The following is a 20,108-nucleotide window of genomic DNA, read 5'->3' on the forward strand; positions in this document are numbered from 1 at the left end:
CCGCAGCGCGGTGGCGGGCCGGGCGCGGCATGCGCAGGCTGTCCGCAGAGCTGCCGATTCGCAGGGGTGGCGGAGCCAGATGGGGGTGCGACGTGCCGGACGCCGGTGCACCGGTCCCAGGGACGCCCCAGGCCGACGGGATGGCGAAGGCGCTGCTGGACACGCTGTTCAGCCAGTCCGCGGTGGGACTGCACGTGCTGGACACGGATCTGCGGGTGGAACGCGTCAACGCCCTGTCCGACGCGGTCGCACCCGAGCGGATCGTGGGCCTGCACTTCACCGAGGCGTACCGGCTGCATGACCCCGAGGAATCGGAAGAGCTGCTGCGCGGTGTGCTGGAGAGCGGTGTGCCCGTCGTGAACCATGTGATCCGCGGGCAGCTCATGGGGGCGCCCGGGCCGGACCGCAGTCTGATGGTCACCGTCCACCGCCTCGACGCCCCATTCGGCCGTCCGCTCGGGCTGCTGGCGGCGGTCGTCGACGTCAACGAACGGGAGAAGTCCCGTGCCCGGGTGGACGTTCTGGCCGCGGTCCGCAGGAACGTGGGCCATTCCCTCGACATGGAGGCGATCTGTCAGGGGGTCGTCGGGGCACTGGTGCCCGCGTTCGCGGACCTGGCCGTGGTCGAGGTGGTGGACGAGGTGCTGCGCGGTTCGAGCGCACCGCTCAGCCCGGTGCCGCCCGACGTCCCCCTGCGTCGCGCCGCGCAGCTGGGCTCGGCCGGGGACACGCCGGTGGGCGTGATGCGGCGGCTGCCGAAGGGCACGCCGTACGCGCTGACCGCCGGTGATCTGCGGCCCCGGCTCGTCCAGCTCGGCCCGGACACCCCGTGGCTGGACTCGGATCCAGTCACCTCGCACGTGGTCAGGGCGACCGGCGCCCACTCCCTGATCGTGGCGCCGCTGAAACTGCACGGTTCCTTCCTCGGTCTGGTGAGCCTGTACCGCTGCCCCGGCTCCGAGCCGTACGACGAGAGGGACCTCACCCTCGCGCTGACGGCCGCCGCCCATACGGCGCTGAGCATCGAGACCTCGCGGCGCTACGCGCACGACCATGTGATCGCCTCGACCGTCCAGCGCAGACTCCTGCCGCAGCACGACGGCGCCCGGATCGCCGTCGAGACCGCGCATGCGCTGCTTCCCGGACGCAACAGCGGCTGCTGGTTCGACACCATCGGGCTGTCCGGTGCCCGGACCGCGCTGATCATCGGCAATGTCGCCGGGTACGGGCTCCAGACCGCCATCACCATGGGGCAACTGCGCACCGCACTCCATGCCCTGGCCGGCCTCGACCTGGACCCCGACGAGGTGCTGGCCCGCCTCAACGACACGGCCGACCGCCTCGCACGGGAGCGCCGGTCGCTTCCCCCAGGTGACTCGCTGCACCGCCAGCCGCTGACGGCAAGCTGTCTGTACGCGGTCTACGACCCCTTCTCCCGGACCTGCACGGTGGCGCGGGCGGGGCACCCGGCGCCGGTCGCCGTCGATCCGGACGGCCGTCCGATCGCCCTCGACGTGCCCGAGGGGCCGCCCCTGTTCTCCGAGGACAGTGCCCCGTTCGCCACCGCGACGATCGAGCTCGACGAGGGCAGTGTGCTGGCCTTCCTCACCGGTTCACTGCTGTCCGGCGACCGGTCGGCGAGCAGGGTGCAGGACGCGCTCGCCTATCCGGACCGCCCCCTGCAGGACCTGTGCGACGCCGTCGTCTACAACCAGCCCGCCGAAGCCCACCCGGACGGTGCCGCGCTCCTGCTCGCCAGGACGGGTGTCGTTCCGCCCGACCGGGTCGCGACCTGGGAACTGGCGCACGACCCGACCACACCGGCCATCGCGCGCACCCTGGTCCGCGACCGGCTGGAGGGCTGGAACCTCGGCGAGGCAACGGTCGAGGCGACCGAGCTGATCGTGAGCGAGCTGGTCACCAACGCGGTCCGCTACGGAACCCCGCCGCTGCATCTGCGGCTCCTGCTGGACCGCGCCCTGACCTGCGAGGTCCACGACACCAGCCCGGTGGCGCCGCACCTGCGCCACGCCCGGACCGTCGACGAGGGTGGCCGCGGCCTGTTCATCGTCTCCCAGCTCGCCACCCACTGGGGCACCCGGTACAGCGCCGGCGGGAAGGCCCTGTGGACCGAGCAGGAGGTACCGGCGGACGAAGGTTCCTGACGGGGCGGCACACGGTCCGGGACCTGACCCACCAGCAGATCGACAGCGCGGTCGGCTACCTGCGCGGCGGAACTTCGTCGCCGTCGGCTGCACGACGATCGGGGACGTACGAGGGCGGAGGCGGCGCTCGACGAGGAGAGGGCGGAGGCGGCCGGCGCCTTGTGACGCGGACATGGGTGCGGCGCACCACGGAGGTCGGGCCGTGGTGCGCCGCGGTCAGGACGCCGGCGGCCGCCCCGGGTTCAGTGGGCGGCCGCCGACGGGTCAGCGGTGGCCGCCGTGACGGTGGCCCCAGGACTTGGAGTCGACCTTGTGGCCGTTCGCGTCCCGCAGGGTCGCCGTGTCGCTGTTGTCCCACACGTAGCGGCGGAGGTCCTGGTAGACGTCGGTGCGGGTGTCACGGCCGACACCGGTGTGCACACGCACCGAGGAGCGGCCGGGCAGACGCAGGTCGAACCGGTAGGTACGGCGGCTCTCGTCGCGGAGGGTCCAGCCACGCAGGTTGACCGAGTGGCGGCTCGTGTTGGTGACGGTGACCCACTCGCCGTTCAGGCTCCGGTTCGAGCCGTTGTCGCGGCCGGGACTGTCGTACTGGATCTTGCCCAGGACGACGGCCGAGCGATTGGCGTGACCGCGGCCGTGGCCGTGGTCGTCTGCGATCGCCGGGAGGGCGGCGGCGGCCACCAGCGCGCCGGAGGCGAGAACGGCAGCGGTGATCCGTCGTGCGGAACGGGACATGAAGACCCCTCAAGTGCAGGCCCGGGCCTTGCGGTCCGGGCGTTGTTCGGCCCCGGCGTCGTGCCGGGAAGGCATACTTTGACCCGGTTGCCCGCGGCCCGTGCACCGCCCCGGTGTGTGTTACAAGATGCAGACATTTCCGTCACACGCGGTTGTACGCGACATCCACCGGATCCTCCGGGTACCTGTCAATCCCTGTCTGCTGCACCCACCCGTCCGGCACGGGGTTGACGGAAGTCCTATCGTCACCGAACGCCCCGCACGCTCCCCTGCAGGCACAGCCGCTCCCACCCGAGGGTCCGTAACAGGGACGACCCGGCCGGATGTGAACACCTGCTCCACTACGCCGGGAAAGCGGCACGGACGTTCCCTCGAACACCGGCCGAATACAGCCAGACCCGGCGTCACGGCCCGGACGTTTCGTCCGCCGCGCCGGCCGGGCGCCTCCCGGACCAGCCGAGCAGGACCACCGAGCAGACGGCGGCGAACGCGCACCAGGTGGAGATGAACTCCAGGCGCCACAGGGCGGCGCAGACCGCAGCCCCGCCCGCGACCAGCACGCCGAGCCACACCAGCACCCGGTCGCCGGACAGCAGCAGCGCTCCCACCGTGGCGAGGAGATAGCCCGCCACGAGCAGTCCGGGACGCGGTAGATCAAGGACGTACCCGAGCGTGTGACCACGGATCTGCGCCGTCACCGTCCGCGTCGCCAGGCTGTGGGCGAGCGCCGCCGAGGCAGCCGCCCCCGCCACCGCAGGCAGTGCGAGCCGCCGCCGGGCCTGCGGCGGGGCGGCGCACAGCACGCCCAGCGGCACCCACAACGCCAGGACCGGCAGGGCGATGACCGCCCAGGCCACGGTGGCCGGTCCCGCTCCGCCGTCCGCCCTCCAGACCACGGACTCGATGATCTGGTGAGCCCCCAGGAGCAGCGGCAGCGCCGCGAGCGGAAGGTCCCGGGCCCGGCGGGTACGGAGCACGCAGGCCGCGCCGATCGCCGTGATCGCCGTTCCCGCGACGAGATCGGCGGTCGCACTCCAGCACATGGCGTCACCCGGGACCTTTCGTTCGGACCCCGCGAGGCCGGCCTGATCCGAACGAAAGGCCCGAGGGGTCTCATGCGCGGCGGCCGGTCTCCGCCGCGGCCGCTCCCCCGGTCACGCTACGGCCCGCCCGGACGGGTGCCGAACCATGACACTCCCACTTCTTGACCGGTCCATGTCGTTGACGTACCGTCACGGCTGTTCTCATACAAGAACTCGGTTCACCATACGGAACATTGCGAGTCGTGGTTCCGATGGTCGAGGGATTGCCTACCACCGCACCAAACCACTCATTGGTGCCTGCGGAGGACACCGCAGGCGGTGAAAGGAATACCCAGTGCGTATCAGAAATCAGCATGCCAGACGCAGAGGCGGCCGGGCAGCCGCCTCGTTCGTCGCGATAGCGTCGCTCGTTCTCGCGGGGCTCACTGCGCTCTTCGCGACCGGTTCCGCGACGGCGGCGCCGGCAGCCGGCTCGTACAGCCTGTCGAACGCCGCGAGCGGACTGTGTCTGGAGGTTCCCGGCGCGGGGGCCTCCGACGGCGTCCAGCTCGGCCAGCGGTCCTGCAGCGGAGCCGCGAACCAGACCTGGCAGCTCAAGACCTCCGGCAGCGGCTACACCCTGGCCGCCGCGCACAGCTCCAAGTGCGCCGGCGTCCGTGGCGCCTCGACGAGCGCGGGCAAGGCCGTGGAGCAGCAGAGCTGCACCGGCGGCGCGGGCCAGGTGTGGACGCTCACCCAGGTCAGCGGCAGCACGTACCAGGTCGTCAACGCCAACGGCGGCAAGTGCCTGAACGTGAAGGACGGTTCGACCGCGGCCGGCGCCCTCGTCCAGCAGAATTCCTGCGACTCCGTGACCAGCAAGCGCTGGACGTTCACCGCGGCCGGGACGACTCCGACCGACCCGCCGACCGACCCGCCCACGGACCCGCCGACGGACCCCGGCTCGCCGCCCGCCTGGCCGACGGCGACCGGCAGCCAGGCCGTGTCCTCGACGATGAAGCTCTCCGGCACCTACGACGGCAACCTGAAGCGCTTCTACGGCAGCGGCGACCTGGGCAGTGACGGCCAGGACGAGGACCAGCCCGCCCTGATCGAGCTGGCGGACGGCGCCACACTGCAAAACGTCATCCTCGGCTCCCCCGCCGCCGACGGTGTGCACTGCCTGGGCGCCTGCACACTGAAGAACGTGTGGTGGGAGGACGTGGGCGAGGACGCCGCCACCTTCCTCGGCGGCTCCTCCTCGCTGGTGCGCACGATCGACGGCGGCGGCGCGAAGCTGGCGGACGACAAGGTGTTCCAGCACAACGGCGGAGGCACCCTGATCATCAAGAACTTCCAGGTCAGGGACTTCGGCAAGCTCTACCGCTCGTGCGGCAACTGCTCGACCCAGTACGGCCGCCACGTCCAGGTGCAGAATGTCTGGATCACCGCGCCCGGGGACGGGCTCGTGGGGATCAACCCCAACTACGGTGACACGGCCCGCCTCTCCGGCGTGACGATCTACGACGACGGCGACCGTGACATCGACATCTGCACCAAGTACAAGGGTGTGACGAGCGGCGAGCCCAGCAAGACGGGCACCGGCCCGGACAGCACGAACTGCCTGTACGCCACCTCCGACATCACGTATGTCGACTGATCACGGGTGACGTGCCGGGCCCGCCCGTCCCGGACACCGGGGCGGGCGGGTCCGCATCCGCGACCCGCCGACGGGAGCCGGACCGGTCTCAGGGCGTCGCGTCCGACCAGGCGTACGGCGGCGGCACGGGCCCGTCCCCCGGCCCCGCGCCCGCCCGGCCCAGCTCACGGTCGGCCACACTCATCAGCTGACCTGCGACATCGCGCATCGCGCGGCTCGCTGCCAGCTCGTCCCCGATGGTGGGCACGTCCGGGTCCTGCGGGCTGCATCGGGCGACCCCGTGGCCGGTGAGTTTCGCCGTACCGGTGTCCAGCACCGCTTCCGCCTTCGTCGTGCCGTCGTCCTCCGACAGATCGACTCGGACCGTCCACTCCATCGTGCGGTTCATCGCGCACCTCCCGGCCCGCACCGGCAGGCGGGCGCCCGCCGCCGTACAGGTCCGTTCCCAGCATCCACCCAACCGGGCCCGCACGCGCGCTCCCGCCCCGCTGCCGCTCGGCCTGCGAGGATGCCCGGACCGAAATAGGATGCAGGGACCATGCCCGCAGCAGCCGGGCCGGGCGCCCTTGCCCTCCGGGTCACCGGCGTCGATCCCACGGATCGGCCCGCCACGACGGATGTGGTGCGGACGGCCACCATCTGCCCTGCGGAGCGGCCCATGAACCGGCGTCGTCCTCCCCGCCCGGCCAGTGCCGAGGAGTTGCTCACCACCCTCCAGGACCTCACCTCGCGGGCCCGCCGGGAGGTGGAGCTGCATCAGGCGCGGGTGGAGCTGGCCGAGGCGTTGCAGCGCGGGATGCTCCCCCCTGCCCTGCCGTCCCTGCCCGGACTGCAGACCGCGGCCCGTTACACCCCCGCGCGCAACGGCCTGGACATCGGTGGTGACTGGTACGACGGGTTCCTCCTGCCGGACGGTTCACCGGCCTTCGCCATCGGGGACGTGCAGGGCCATGACGTCGAGGCCGCGGCCTTCATGGGCCAGGTCCGGATCGCGATGCGGGCGATCGCGACCACGGCGACCGATCCGGGCGAGGTGGTGCGCCGCACGAACGACCTCCTGCTGGCCGTCGACTCCGGTCTCCTCGCCACCTGCACCTTCGTCCGGCTCGATCCGCGGACCCGGGAACTCCAGAGTGCCCGAGCCGGTCATGTGGGCGCGGTGTGGGCCACGGCGGACGGGCGCTCGGGCGTCACCGAGGACGAGGGCGGTCTGCCGCTCGGGATCCAGAGCGGGGAGGACTACCCGGTGACCACCCGGCGGCTCACGGCGGGCGGCGCCTTCGTGCTGCTCACCGACGGCGTGATCGAAGGGCCCTCGTACCCGATCGACGAGGGACTGGACGCCGTCGTGCGTCTGGTGCGCTCGCGGGTCGGCGACGACGCGGACGAGCTGGCAGACGCGATCCTCGGCACGGCGGAGCGCACCGGTCACGAGGACGACGCCGCCGTACTCGTCCTGCGGCACGAGGCGTTTCCCGCCGCCCCCGGATGAGGCCGCGGGGACCGGCGCGTGTCACGCAGCAGCCACCTGTCGCCGCCGGTGTCTCATGAGAACCGTGATCCACAGCGAGAAGAACCGACAAAGGGCCATGGCTTTACTGCGCGTCCTGGCCGTCGCCGGTGCCTACTACGCGGCTGCGGACCTCGGCCTGCTCCGGCAGGTGACCGTCAACGGGGCGGTGGTCACACCGCTGTGGCCGCCGACGGGAATCGCACTCGGCGCCCTGCTGTACATGGGGTTACGCGTATGGCCCGGGATCGCACTCGGCTCCCTCCTCGTCATCGCCACGCTCAGCGGATCGGTTACGGCGTCCACCACCCTCGTCGTGGCAGGCAACACGCTCGCGCCCGTCTGTGCCTTCCTGCTGCTGCGCGGCGTGGGCTTCCGCCCCGAGCTGGACCGGCTGCGCGACGGGGTCGTCCTGGTGTTCCTGGGAGCGATGGCGGGCATGGCGGTCAGCGCGACCACCGGGACCGCCGTGCTGCTGGCCGACGGGAAGGTGCCCGCGAGCGGGTTCTGGCCGGTCTGGGCCGCGTGGTGGGCCGGGGACGTGATGGGCGTCCTCGTGGTCACCCCGCTGCTGCTCGTGCTGCGCCGGCTGCGGATGCCCCGGTCCACCGACCGGTGGGTGGAGGGGGGCGCGCTGCTGGTCGTCGCGGTGCCGGGCACGCTGCTCGCCACCCGCAGCTCGCTGTCGATGCTCTACCTCGTGTTCCCGATCCTCATCTGGGCGGCGCTGCGCTTCCAGCTCGCGGGCAGCGCTCCGTGCGCCCTGCTGATCTCGGTCCTGGCGATTGTCGCGGGGACCGACCGGGTGGGCCCGTTCGTGGACCACACCATGCTCGAAATCATGGTCAACCTCACGGTTCTGAACGGGGCCGTTGCGCTGACCGCGCTCCTGCTGGCCGCCCTCGTCGCCGAACAGCAGAGCGTGCGGCACCGGATCGAGCATGCCTGCGAGGAGCTGGCCGCCCTGGTGGACCAGCTCGCCCCGGGCAAGTCCGCGACGGCCTGGCCGTCCCGGTCGAGGGACGAACGCGAGAGCCGCTGACCCTCCCGTAAGCGGGCCGGTCAGCGCCGGAAGTGCCGGTCCAGGAAGTCGTTGCGGAAGGTCCCTGAGGGGTCGTAGCGGGCCATCAGCTTCTCGAAGTCCTCGTACTGCCCGTACAGCGTGCGCAGGAGATCGGGAGCTGTGCCGAAGACCTTGCCCCAGTGCGGGCGGGCACCGAACGGGGCCAGCGCCTCCTCGATCTCCCCGAGCACCGGCGCGACGGCGGCGCCGACGGGGACCCAGGTGAAGTGGAAGGCCACCGAGTCCCGGCCGGACGCGGGGCTCAGCCACAGGCCGTCGCCGGCCACGGTGCGGATCTCGGAGATCTGGAGCAGCGGGGAGATCCGGTCCCGGAGCCGGCCCACGGCTTCGTACGCGGCCGCGGCGTCCTTGCGGGCCACGAAGTACTCGGACTGCAGCTCGTCGCCGTTGCTGGGGGTGAACTCCAGCCGGAAGTGCGGCAGCCGCTGGTGCCACGGCCCGGGGGCACCCTGCTGGCGCGTGCAGTTCCCGGCCGGAACTCCGGGGATCGGGTGGCGCGGGCCGTCCGCGAGCCGGGCGCCGAGCCATGCGGCCGGGGCCTCCTGCGTGCCCTCGTCGCCCACCCGCTGCTTGAGCCACACCTGGCCCACGGGCCCCGGACGCCAGTCGGTGAAGACGCTGACGCTGTACGCGGCCGACATCACCTCGTCGAACCGGCCGCTCAGCACGGACTCGGGCAGGTCCTCGTAGACCCACTGCCGGACGTCGAACGCGGGCACCAGGTCCAGGGTCAGCCGGGTCACGACGCCGAGCGCGCCCATGGACACCACCGCACCCGGGAAGTCCGCGTCGCCGCGCCGCAGGGTGACCGTCCCGCCGTCCGCCGTCACCATCTCCAGGGCCCCGACGGCCCCGGCGAGGGAGCGGTTGCCGACACCCGAACCGTGGGTTCCGGTCGCACAGGCACCGGCCACCGAGATGTGCGGCAGCGAGCCCAGATTGTGCAGCGCGAAGCCGCTCTCGTTCAGCTCACCGGCGAACTCGCCGAAGCGCAGCCCCGCGCTGACCGTGACCGTCCGCGCCGCCCGGTCGATGTCGACCACTCGCGGCAGCCCGGCCACCGAGACGAGGTCCCCGGAGGTGTCGGCGACCGTGTTGAACGAGTGCCGGGTACCCAGCGCACGCACCGTGGTGGAGGCGGCGACCGTCTCCCGCAGTTCGGCCTCGCTACGGGGTATGCACAGCCTTCTCGCGCCGAACGTGATGTTGCCGGCCCAGTTCGTCTCCGCGGGAGTCACCGTGCGTTCCTCTTTCGCTCGTGCCGGGCGCTGTCCCCCGGCACCACATTCTCCCAGACGGCGGCGGGGCTCGCGGCGGCGAGCAGGCTGTTCCCTCAACCCGACGGACACGTAGCGTAGTTGGCGGTCAGCCGTACATATCCGCACACCATCCGGTTCCGGTGCGTCCCAAATACCAACAGCCGCCCACAGAACCTGAGATCCAGTACGGAACGGGACGAGTCCCGGGCCGATTCGCCTGTCTGAACTTCACTGGAACTCCAGCGAAATGGCACGTGTGTGGATATCGTGCACCGAGCGAGGGCGCATCCGTCAGTCCACAGGATCGGCGGATGCGCCCCGTTTGTGGAGATGCAACTGTGACTGGGGGGTTCATGGGGCATGTCGAGCTACCCGAATCCGAAATATCAGGACCCGTGGGACTGGCGGGGGCGCCTCGTCCACGGACTGCTTCGCACCGGCCTCGCCGACAGGAGTTCGACCGCCTGCGGCACGGCCCGACCGTACAGCGCGACCGTCTCGTCCGGCCCGGGCCGAAGCACAGACCGGGCCGGTACCTGCCACTCGTCATCGGCTTCGACCTCTTCGGCCTGGGGATTCCCGCCTGGCTCGTCCTGCGCACCGACGGACAGCCCAGGGCCCTGGCCGGTGCTGCGGCCGCCGCGATCGTGTGGTCCGGCGTTCGGGCCGCGCGCGGCCGGTACGCGGTGCGCGGCGCGGTGGGACGGCCTCCGGGTGCGCTGACCGCCGCCGGGGACTGGCTGCTGCTCATCGGGCTGATGGCCGTGCTCTGGACCGTGGCCGACGGCACCATCGATCCGGCGACGGCCGTCGTGGCACTGATCCCGGGTCTGCTGGCCACGGCTGCGGCTTCCGGGGCACGGCGGCTTCCGTGGCCCTGGCGGCGCCGGCCGGTCCGGCGGGTACTGGTGGTCGGTGAGGCCTCGGGGGTGGACCGGGCCGTGCGGATGCTGAGCTCCCGCGCGGATCACGGCTACCTCGTGGTGGCAGCGGTGCCCGTGGGGACGGCGACCCTGTCCTGCGAGGCCCCGATGCCGGGGCGGCTCGCGCCGCAGCCGGCCGACGACGACGCCTCGACCGTCCTGGGAGCGGCGTTCGCGCACGAGGCGGACCTGGCCCTGGTGGTGCCGGGACCGCAGCTCGCCGAGGAGCGGATACGACAGCTGTCCTGGGGACTGCACGACGGCGGGCTCGACCTGTCGGTACTGTCGCACCTCTCCGAGATCGCCGAGAGCCGGGTCCGGACCTCGTCGGCCGCCGGACTGACCCTGCTCCACATAGTGCCGCCGCTGCGGCGCGGCCCGCAGCAGGCCCTCAAGGCCGCGGTGGACCGCACCGGCGCCGCTCTCGGCCTGTTCGCCCTGGCCCCGCTGCTGGTCGTGGTCGCGGCCGCGGTCCGGTTCACGTCGGCCGGGCCGGTCTTCCACCGGCAGGTCCGTCAGGGTCAGCACAATCAGCCGTTCACCATGTGGAAGTTCCGCACGATGGTGGTGGACGCCGAACAGCACAAGGCGCAGCTGGTGACGTCGAACGAGAACGACGGTCCGATGTTCAAGATGCGCCGGGACCCCCGGGTGACCCGTGTCGGCCGGCTGCTGCGCCGCTCGTCCCTCGACGAGCTGCCCCAGCTCTTCAACGTGCTCATGGGTGACATGTCCCTGGTCGGCCCGCGGCCGCCGCTGCCGGACGAGGTGTCACGCTACGACGAGCGTGAGCTGAGGCGGCTCGCGGTCAGGCCGGGGCTGACCGGCCTCTGGCAGGTCAGCGGACGGTCCGACCTGTCCTGGCAGGAGACCGTCTCGCTGGACCTGTGGTACGTCGACAACTGGTCCGTGGCCACCGACGTGGGACTCATGGCCCGAACGCTGCGTGCCGTCACCGACGGCCGCGGGGCCTACTGAGGGCGGGCCGGGTCGGATGAGAGGGAAGAGGGAGCGCCGGGTGGAGGGCCGCACCACCGCGGCCGTCCACCCGGCCCCGGGGCCCGGCCCCGGGGGGCGGTCAGACCTGTGCGCCCTGCTGTTCCAGCCACCAGGCATAGGTCCGTGCGATTCCGTCACGCAGCGGGACCTGCGGTTCGAAGCCGAGGGAGGACAGCCGGGACACGTCCAGGAGCTTGCGGGGGGTGCCGTCCGGCTTGGCCGTGTCCCACTCGACCCGCCCCTGATAAGACGTCACCTCACCCACGAGCGCAGCCAGTTCGCGGATCGTGAGGTCCTCGCCGGTGCCGACGTTGACGGGTGCGTCACCGTCGTACCGCTCCAGCAGCAGTACGCAGGCGGCGGCCAGGTCGTCGACGTGCAGGAATTCCCGGCGGGGGCTGCCCGAGCCCCAGAGCGTCACGGCAGGGGCGTCGCTCTGCCGCGCCTCGTGGAAGCGGCGGATCAGCGCGGGCAGGACGTGGGAGGTCTCCACATCGAAGTTGTCGCCCGGTCCGTAGAGGTTGGTGGGCATGGCGCTGATGTAGGCGGCGCCGTACTGGCGGCGGTAGGACTGGGTCTGCACGATTCCGGCGATCTTCGCGAGGGCGTAGGCCTCGTTGGTCGGCTCCAGCGGGCCGGTGAGGAGCGCGGTCTCGGGGATGGGCTGCGGGGCAAGTCTGGGATAGATGCAGGACGAGCCGAGGAAGAGCAGCCGCTCGGTCCCGGCGGCGTGCGCGCCCGCGATCACACTCAGCTGGATGTGCAGATTGTCCTCGATGAACTGCACGGGATAGGTGCTGTTGGCCATGATTCCGCCGACCTTGGCAGCGGCCAGCACCACGGCGTCGGGGCGCGTCTCGCGCAGAAAGGCGGCGGTCCGCCCGGCGTCGCGCAGATCGAGGAGGTCGCGCCCGCGGGTGATCGCTTCATGGCCGTCGGCGGTCAGGCGGCGCACCAGCGCCGAACCCACCAGACCGCGGTGGCCGGCGACGAACACCCGGGCGCCGGGGCGTAGCAGGGACGGGACGGATTCCTGGGGAGGGCCGGGGAGATCAGTCGTCATGGCTCGGATTGTGCCAGCAGCTCCATGACGCGGGGACGCTTTGCCGCAGATCGCTCAAACTCTGAAATTTCGGTTGACCGACCGCCTTTCAGGCGACCACAGAAGGGGGAGACGTGGCGAAGACCGCGCTCATCACCGGCGTGACCGGACAGGACGGTTCGTACCTGTCCGAGCTGCTGCTCCAGAAGGGATACACGGTCCACGGCCTCATACGCCGTTCGTCGAGTTTCAACACGGAGCGGATCGACCACATCTACCAGGGGCCGGAGGAGGAGAACCGCTCGTTCGTGCTGCACCACGCCGATCTCGCCGACGGGGTCGCGCTGGTGAACCTGCTGCGCGACATCCGTCCCGACGAGGTCTACAACCTCGGCGCGCAGTCGCACGTCCGGGTCTCCTTCGACGCCCCGCTGTACACGGGCGACATCACCGGTCTGGGCACGATCCGGCTGCTGGAGGCCGTACGTGCCAGCGGCATCGACACCCGGGTGTACCAGGCGTCCTCGTCGGAGATGTTCGGCGCCAACCCGCCGCCGCAGAACGAGAAGACGCCGTTCCACCCGCGCAGCCCGTACAGCGTGGCCAAGGTCTACTCGTACTGGGCGACCGTCAACTACCGTGAGGCGTACGGAATGTTCGCGGTCAACGGCATCCTGTTCAACCATGAGTCGCCGCGTCGCGGGGAGACCTTCGTGACCCGGAAGATCACCCGCGGGGTGGCCCGGATCAAGGCGGGTCTGCAGACGCATCTGCACCTGGGGAACCTGGACGCGGTGCGCGACTGGGGGTACGCACCCGAGTACGTCGACGCGATGTGGCGGATGCTCCAGTGCGAGACCCCGGACGACTACGTGGTGGCGACCGGTGAGGGCGTCAGTGTCCGGCAGTTCCTGGAGTACGCCTTCGAGCACGCCGGTCTCGACTGGCGCGAGCACGTGCGCTACGACGCCAAGTACGAGCGGCCCAGCGAGGTCGACGCGCTGATCGGGGACGCGTCCAAGGCCGCGGAGATGCTGGGCTGGAAGCCCGCTGTGAAGTCGCGGGAGCTGGCCCGGATCATGGTGGACGCCGATGTCCGGCAGCTGACCGACCAGCTCACCGGGGCGGCCGTGCGGGTGGACCGATGAGCCGCCCCCGACGTCTCAGACGCAGCCGCGGTGGTGTCTTCGCCGCCGTCCTGGCCCTCGCGGCCGGGGTCCTGACCGCCTCCGCGGTGACCGTCCCCCCGGCCGCCGCGCTCACTCCGCCCGTCGGCTTCACCGCCGACAACCTCGCCACGTACCAGACCAACGGCATCGTCTGGTCGCTCGCCGAGGCGAACGGGGTCGTCTACGCGGGCGGCACCTTCACCAACGTCCGCCCGGCCGGCTCCCCCGCCGGGAGCAACACCACGTCGGCCGTCAACTTCGCCGCGTTTAACGCGGCCACCGGGGCGCCCACCGGGTGCTCGCTCTCCTTCACCCGCTCCAGCGGCACCGCGACGGTGCGGGCGCTGGCGGTCTCCGCCGACAGGTCCACGTTGTACGCGGGCGGCTACTTCAACGCGGTGAACGGGAGCCCCGCCAACGGCCTGGTCGCCATCAACACCGCTACCTGCAGCCTGCGTTCAGGGTTCGCCCCGGAGTTCGGGGCGACCGTGCGGGCGCTCGACGTGGCGGCGAACGGCACCGTCTACGCGGGCGGCGACTTCCAGAGCGTCAACGGACAGACCCGCCGCTTCTTCGGCGCGGTCACGGCCACGGGGGCGCTGACGGCCTGGAATCCGGACGCCGATGATCCCGGGCGGACCCTGAAGGTCACTCCTGACGGGCAGAGCGTGCTGATCGGCGGGGACTTCGTCACGGTGGGCGGCGCGAACTCGCACGCGCTCGCGGTGACCGCCGCCGGTACGGGCGCGCTGACCCGCGCGTACCCGAACGGCTTCATCCCGTCGTCCGCCGTGATCAAGGACATCGTGACCGACTCCGTGTCCGGGGGCTGGTACGTGGGCGGCGAGGGGGCCGGCGGCGCCTCGTTCGACGGGCGGCTCGCGATGGATCTCACCACGTTCGACCAGCGCTGGCGCGACACCTGTCAGGGTGCCACGCAGGCGCTGCGGGTCTACCGGGGGGTGCTGTACGCGGGGAGCCATGTCCACGACTGCTCCACCATGGGCGGCTTCCCCAACCAGGTCCGCAAGCACCTGACCGCGCAAGCCGTCGACGATCCGGCGATGCTCGGGTGGCTGCCGGACACCAATGACGGCATCGGTGAGCCGGTGGGGCCGCGCGCGCTGACGGTCTCGTCCCGCGACGGTCGCACTTTCCTTTGGGTGGGCGGCGAGTTCACCACGGTCAACGGTGTCGCACAGCAGGCTCTGACCAGATTCGCCGACTCCCCCGACACCGGGGCGCCGTCCGCGCCGGTGGTCAGCCTCTCCGCACCGCGAGCCGGTGAAGTACGTGTGAGCTGGCGTTCGAGCCTGGACCTGGACGACAGCCGGCTCACCTACCGGGTGTACCGCGACGGTGGCACGACGCCGGTCCACACGACGACGGGCTCCTCGCTCTTCTTCAGCCGGCCGCAGCTGACCTTCACCGACACCGGCGTGGTGGCGGGCCGCAGTTACGCGTACCGGATCACCGCGAGCGACGGCACCAACACCAGCGCCCTCTCCGCCAACGTCTCCGTCACAGCGTCCGGTTCGGCCGGTCCGTACGCGGAGCGGGTGCTCGCCGACGGGGCGGATCTCTACTGGCGATACGACGAGGCGGGCGGCGCGTTCGCCTCCGACGCCTCCTCAGCCGACGACGGCGGGGTGTACATGAACGCGCCGTCGTACCGTTCGACGCCGTCCGCCGTGACCGGCTCCACCGCACTCGCCCTCAACGGCACCGACGAGTACGTCTACAGCGACCGTCTGCACCGCTACACCTCGCCCACCCCGTACTCCATCGAGACGTGGTTCCGTACGAACACCACCCGCGGCGGGCGGATCGTCGGGTACGGGAGCAACATCGGCACCGCCCAGGGGCACACCAGCGGCATCTCCGACAAGATCCTCTACCTCACCGACAACGGACGCCTCGCCTTCGGTGTCCAGGTCGGCAGCTCCAGCAGCCGCCCCACGATCACCTCGGCCGCGTCGTACAACGACAACGTCTGGCACCACGCGGTCGCCACCCAGGGGCCGTCCGGTATGCGGTTGTACGTGGACGGTACCCAGGTCGGCACCAACGCCACCACCGGCAACCGCTCGTACAACGGGTACTGGCGCGTCGGCGGGGACGCCATGGCCACCGCCTGGCCCAACCGTCCCACCAGCACCTACTTCGCGGGGCAGGTCGACGAGACGGCGGTCTACCCGTCGGCGCTGAGCGCCGCCCAGGTGGCCACCCACCACGACCTGGCGGACACCCCCTCCGGTCCCGGGGACACCACGGTCACGCTGACGCCGACGGAGGACGCGTACGTCAACGGGGTCGCCGCGAACACCACCTACAACGACAACCAGCTCGCCTCCCGGGGAAGCACGCCGTACCTCGGCTACCTCCGCTTCGCCCTGCCCGCCGCACCGGCCGGGCAGGAGCTCAAGAGTGCCCGGCTGGACTTCCGTACCTCGTCGGACTCCACGGCGGGCTCGGCCGAACCCCACACGATCGTGCCGGTCACCGGCGCGTGGACCGAGGCCGCGGTCACCTACACCACCCGCCCGTCGCTCGCCCCGACGGTGCTGGGGACGATCTCCGGCGCAACCGCCGTCTCCACCGACTACACGGTGGAGCTGAACGCGCCGGTTCTGGGCGGAGCCCTGGGCTCCTCCTACTCACTCGCTGTCACCAACAACGGTGCGGACAGCCTCCGCATCTGGTCCAGCGAAGTCGCAACCGCGGCCTACCGGCCGCAGCTCGTTCTCACCTTCGGAGCTGAATGATGAACGAAAGTACGGGGCGCAGTCCGGGCGCCCGCGGCCGCACGCGTGCGGCGGCCGCCGCGCTCTGCCTGCTCGCCGGAGCGCTGAGCGCCGCTGCCGGGGGTTCCCCGGCAGCAGCCCTCACCCCGCCGGTCTCGATCACCGCGGACGATCTGTCCACCTGGCAGACCAACGGCATCGTCTGGTCGATGGCCGCCTCCGCCGACGGGGTGGTCTACGCGGGCGGCACCTTCTCCACCGTGCGGCCGCCGGACGCGGCGGCCGGCACGTCGGAGCAGCCTGCGGTGAACTTCGCCGCGTTCGACGCCGCGACCGGCGCACCGACGGGCTGCAGCCTGTCGTTCACCCTCTCCTCCGGAACCGCGACCGTGCGCTCCCTCGTCCTCTCCCCGGATGGTGACACGCTCTACGCGGGCGGTCAGTTCGGCTCCGTCAACGGGGTCGGCGTCAGTAACATCGCGGCCATCGACACGGCCACCTGCACTCCGCGCGGGGACTTCAAGGTCGCCGTGTCCGCGACCGTGCGGGCGTTGGCCGTCACCGACGACACCGTGTATCTCGGCGGGGACTTCAACAGCGTCGCCGGGCAGACCCGGAACAAGTTCGCAGCCGTGACCACCGGCGCCCAGCTCAAGCCGTTCACCGCGAACACGGACGAGGTCGGCAGAGCCGTGGAGGTCACCCCCGACGGGCAACACGTGCTGATCGGGGGCGACTTCTTCACCGTCAACGGGACGAACTCGCACGCGCTGGCCGTGGTGGACGCCACCACGGGGGCCCTGGACAAGAGCTATCCGGGATTCATTCCGAACACCTCGACGGTGCAGGACCTCACCTCGGACGCCACTCAGTTCTACACCGCCAACGAGGGCACCGGCGGTGGCGTCTTCGACGGCCGCATCGCACTCGACCTGAGCACGTTCTCGCAGGTCTGGCGCGACACGTGTCTGGGTGCCACCCAGGCGATCCTGGTGCACGACGGCGTGCTGTACAGCGGCAGTCACGCCCATGACTGCGCTTCCATGGGCGAGTTCCCCGACCAGCCGCGTAAGCACCTGCTGGCCCAGGCGGTCGACGACCCGAAGCTGCTGCCCTGGTTCCCGGACACCAATGACGGCATCGGCGAACCGGTCGGTCCGCGCTCGATGGCCCAGACGGACAAGGGCGGCCGTCACTATCTGTGGGTGGGCGGCGAGTTCACCACCGTCAACGGCTCGGCCCAGCAGGGCCTCACCCGGTTCGCCGACGGCCCCGACACGGGAGCGCCCTGGGTGCCCAACGCCAGTGTCTCCACGGTCCGGCCCGGCGAGGTGGACGTGAACTGGCAGACGAGTTTCGACACCGACGACGGGGAGCTGACGTACCGGATCTACAAGGACGGCGCGAGTACGCCGGTGCACACCACCACGGGCTTCTCGGTGTTCTGGAACCGCCCGCAACTCACCTGGAAGGACACGGACGTCGCCCCGGGTGAGACGCACACCTATCGGATCAGCGCGAGCGACGGCACCAGCACCAGCGCCAAGTCGCCGGCGGTGACCGCGGTCGTGGCGTCCGCGGCGGAGGCGTATCCCGCCAGGGTGATCGCCGACGGTGCGTCGTTGTACTGGCGCTACGACGAAGCGACCTCGACGTTCGCCGCCGATGCCTCGGGGAATCTGAACAACGGCTTCCTGCGCAACGCTCCCTCCTACCGGCAGGCTCCGGCCGCGATCGCCGGACCGTCGACCGCCATCGGCTTCAACGGCACCGACGAGTACGCGTACGGAAACAGGCCGCAGCCCTCACCTGCCACGTTCTCGGTGGAGACGTGGATCAAGACGACGACCACGCGGGGAGGGAACATCATCGGCCTCGGCAATCTGACCATGGAACTCAGCGGCCAGCACGACAAGCACCTGTACATGCGCAACGACGGACGTCTGAGTTTCGGGGTCTACAGCGGGGGCTACCGGGCTGTGGCCACCTCCGCCGCCTACAACGACGGGGCCTGGCACCATGTGGTGGCCACCCAGGGCTCCGGAGGTGTGGCTCTGTACGTCGACGGGCAGCTCCGCGCCACCAATCCGCTGTACACCGGCAACCGGAACTATCAGGGCTACTGGCGGGTCGGCGGGGACAACCTGTCCGGCTGGCCCAACCGCCCCACGAGCAACTTCTTCGCCGGGCAGGTCGACGAGACGGCGGTCTACCCGAGTGTGCTGAGCAGCTCGAAGATCACCGCCCACTACGCGCTGAGGACGGGTGGATGAGGTATCCGTCCCTGGCCGGCGCCGCCGCCGTCGTCGTGATGGCGGCGGCGCTGGCCGCCTGCGGTTCGCCCTCCGACGACGGAGGCGGGGAGAGGACGACGGGTGCCGCCCCGGCGGTCTCGTCGGGGCCGGAGGCCGGAGCCGGGAGTACCGCCTCCACGGGGCCGCAGGCCTCCCCCTCCCCCACCAGCGAACCCCCGAAGGTGCCCACCGACCAGCTCACCCCGGCCACCGGCACGTTCACGAAGAAGCAGAAGGGCTACCTCGTCGACCGGGTGCCCAAGGGCATGGACCCCGCCGCAGTGCTCCAGACCGGACAGGAGACGTGCGACCGGCTGACGTACCTCGTCAAGGTGGACCGGGACACGGCGGCCGGCGCGATCCTCACGGGTGAGATCGCCGACGCGAAGCCCGCCGTCGAGCACCTGTGCGTCCAGCACAAGGACCTGCTGGAGCGGGCGTCCCTGGGGTACGCCGATGGCACGCACCAGGGCAAGCAGCTGCGGCCGGGGCGCTACCGCGACGTCTCCCCCACCAAGGCCTGCAGCTGGCAGGTCACCGGCGCGAACGGCAAGGTCCTGGCGTCGGGCTCGTCCGACGACGGGAAGCGGACCGTGATCACGATTGCGACCGCGGCCCGCGCCTTCACCTCCACAGGCTGCTACGCCTGGCTGCCCGAAGGAGACAACCGATGACCAGACTGCCGATAGCCGTGGCCATCCCCACGAAGAACGAGGGGCTCAACATCGCCGAGGCGGTGAAGTCGGTGCTCGGCCACTTCGAGGCGGTCGTCGTCGTCGACTCGCACAGCACCGACGACACGGCGAAGATCGCCGCGGAGTGCGGGGCCGAGGTCGTCATGTACACCTGGGACGGCGGACATCCCAGGAAGAAGCAGTGGTGCCTTGACCATGTCCGTACGGACCTGGACTGGATCCTGCTGCTCGACGGCGACGAACGGCTGAGCCCGGGTCTGCTGGCCGAGCTGCGGGAGGTCTTCGCCGATCCGGAGGCGCCGAGGCCCGCGGCGTACGACATACCGCTGGGGTACTGGTTCTCGGGCAAGCGGCTGCGGCACGGCTACACCATCCGCAAGCGCTCACTGACCGACCGCACGCGCAGCCACTACCCGGAGGTGGGGGATCTCGACGCGCCCGGCATCGGTGAGGTGGAGGGGCACTACCAGCCGGTCGCGGAGAGCGCGGGAGCACTCCGCAACCCGATCGAGCACCAGGACCTCGACCCGGTGACCGCGTGGTTCGAGCGGCACAACAGGTACTCGGACTGGGAGGCGTGGCTGGAGCACCATCCCGACGTCAAGGAGCAGGTGCGCCGGGTCAAGTCCCGTCAGGGGCAGCTGTTCCACAAGGCGCCGTTCAAGCCGCTGGTCTCCTTCGCGTACATGTACGTGTACCGGCGGGGCTTCCTGGACGGAAGGGCGGGGCTCGACTTCGCCCTGGCGATGAGCTTCTACCGGTGGCAGATCGCTCTCAAGTCGCGGGAGAGACCCTCGACATGAG

Annotated in this window: 15 protein-coding genes; 10 read left to right on the top strand and 5 right to left on the bottom strand. The window is 71.1% G+C overall.

The annotated features are described in order from the left end of the window. Positions 1–140: 140 nt before the first annotated feature. Entirely contained in the window at positions 141–2,165 is a 2,025-nt protein-coding gene (locus tag ABZ434_RS22820) for a SpoIIE family protein phosphatase (RefSeq protein WP_359139969.1), read from the top strand. A gap of 264 nt (positions 2,166–2,429) precedes the next feature. Here ABZ434_RS22820 and ABZ434_RS22825 read toward each other — a convergent pair whose 3' ends face one another. Next, entirely contained in the window at positions 2,430–2,903 is a 474-nt protein-coding gene (locus tag ABZ434_RS22825; RefSeq protein WP_359139784.1) for a lamin tail domain-containing protein, read from the bottom strand. A gap of 404 nt (positions 2,904–3,307) precedes the next feature. Beyond that, positions 3,308–3,946: a DUF6629 family protein gene (locus ABZ434_RS22830; RefSeq protein ID WP_359139787.1), complete on the bottom strand. Its 639-nt coding sequence runs from the start codon at positions 3,944–3,946 to the stop codon at positions 3,308–3,310. Positions 3,947–4,280: 334 nt separating this feature from the next. Here ABZ434_RS22830 and ABZ434_RS22835 point away from each other — a divergent pair, with 334 nt between their 5' ends. Further along, positions 4,281–5,585 carry a pectate lyase gene (locus ABZ434_RS22835; RefSeq protein ID WP_359139789.1) on the top strand — a complete coding sequence of 435 codons (1,305 nt, stop codon included), beginning with the start codon at positions 4,281–4,283 and terminating at the stop codon, positions 5,583–5,585. A gap of 88 nt (positions 5,586–5,673) precedes the next feature. On the opposite strand, the gene ABZ434_RS22840 is transcribed toward ABZ434_RS22835, so the two are convergent. Then, positions 5,674–5,973, bottom strand: coding sequence for a DUF1876 domain-containing protein (locus ABZ434_RS22840; protein WP_359139792.1), 300 nt, complete (start codon positions 5,971–5,973; stop codon positions 5,674–5,676). A 270-nt stretch (positions 5,974–6,243) separates the two neighbouring features. Between ABZ434_RS22840 and ABZ434_RS22845 the strand changes: the two genes are divergently transcribed. Next, positions 6,244–7,077 carry a PP2C family protein-serine/threonine phosphatase gene (locus ABZ434_RS22845; RefSeq protein WP_359139972.1) on the top strand — a complete coding sequence of 278 codons (834 nt, stop codon included), beginning with the start codon at positions 6,244–6,246 and terminating at the stop codon, positions 7,075–7,077. Between the two features lie 64 nt (positions 7,078–7,141). Next, positions 7,142–8,137, top strand: a complete 996-nt coding sequence (locus ABZ434_RS22850; RefSeq protein WP_359139795.1) for an MASE1 domain-containing protein — start codon at positions 7,142–7,144, stop codon at positions 8,135–8,137. A gap of 20 nt (positions 8,138–8,157) precedes the next feature. Here ABZ434_RS22850 and ABZ434_RS22855 read toward each other — a convergent pair whose 3' ends face one another. Continuing rightward, positions 8,158–9,417: an FAD-binding protein gene (locus ABZ434_RS22855; RefSeq protein ID WP_359139798.1), complete on the bottom strand. Its 1,260-nt coding sequence runs from the start codon at positions 9,415–9,417 to the stop codon at positions 8,158–8,160. Positions 9,418–9,833: 416 nt separating this feature from the next. Here ABZ434_RS22855 and ABZ434_RS22860 point away from each other — a divergent pair, with 416 nt between their 5' ends. Next, positions 9,834–11,339 carry a sugar transferase gene (locus ABZ434_RS22860; RefSeq protein ID WP_359139800.1) on the top strand — a complete coding sequence of 502 codons (1,506 nt, stop codon included), beginning with the start codon at positions 9,834–9,836 and terminating at the stop codon, positions 11,337–11,339. Between the two features lie 100 nt (positions 11,340–11,439). On the opposite strand, the gene ABZ434_RS22865 is transcribed toward ABZ434_RS22860, so the two are convergent. Beyond that, the gene (locus ABZ434_RS22865) at positions 11,440–12,423 is read right to left on the bottom strand and encodes a GDP-L-fucose synthase (RefSeq protein ID WP_359139803.1); all 984 of its coding nucleotides are present in this window, start codon (positions 12,421–12,423) and stop codon (positions 11,440–11,442) included. A gap of 113 nt (positions 12,424–12,536) precedes the next feature. Between ABZ434_RS22865 and gmd the strand changes: the two genes are divergently transcribed. From gmd to ABZ434_RS22890, 5 genes are read left to right on the top strand one after another with little or no spacing between them, the layout of a single operon-like run. After that, positions 12,537–13,550, top strand: a complete 1,014-nt coding sequence (gmd, locus tag ABZ434_RS22870) for a GDP-mannose 4,6-dehydratase (protein WP_359139806.1) — start codon at positions 12,537–12,539, stop codon at positions 13,548–13,550. Continuing rightward, positions 13,547–16,336, top strand: a complete 2,790-nt coding sequence (locus ABZ434_RS22875; RefSeq protein ID WP_359139809.1) for a LamG-like jellyroll fold domain-containing protein — start codon at positions 13,547–13,549, stop codon at positions 16,334–16,336. Before gmd ends, ABZ434_RS22875 begins: the two co-directional genes overlap by 4 nt. Then, on the top strand, positions 16,336–18,588 hold the full coding sequence (locus ABZ434_RS22880) for a LamG domain-containing protein (RefSeq protein WP_359139975.1): 2,253 nt from the start codon (positions 16,336–16,338) through the stop codon (positions 18,586–18,588). The genes ABZ434_RS22875 and ABZ434_RS22880 overlap by 1 nt, the downstream gene beginning before the upstream one ends. Next, on the top strand, positions 18,585–19,283 hold the full coding sequence (locus ABZ434_RS22885) for a hypothetical protein (RefSeq protein ID WP_359139811.1): 699 nt from the start codon (positions 18,585–18,587) through the stop codon (positions 19,281–19,283). The genes ABZ434_RS22880 and ABZ434_RS22885 overlap by 4 nt, the downstream gene beginning before the upstream one ends. Continuing rightward, positions 19,280–20,107, top strand: a complete 828-nt coding sequence (locus ABZ434_RS22890; protein ID WP_359139813.1) for a glycosyltransferase family 2 protein — start codon at positions 19,280–19,282, stop codon at positions 20,105–20,107. The genes ABZ434_RS22885 and ABZ434_RS22890 overlap by 4 nt, the downstream gene beginning before the upstream one ends. The last annotated feature ends 1 nt before the right edge of the window (position 20,108 follow it).

Source organism: Streptomyces sp. NPDC005761 (assembly GCF_040630635.1).
Taxonomy (GTDB): domain Bacteria; phylum Actinomycetota; class Actinomycetes; order Streptomycetales; family Streptomycetaceae; genus Streptomyces.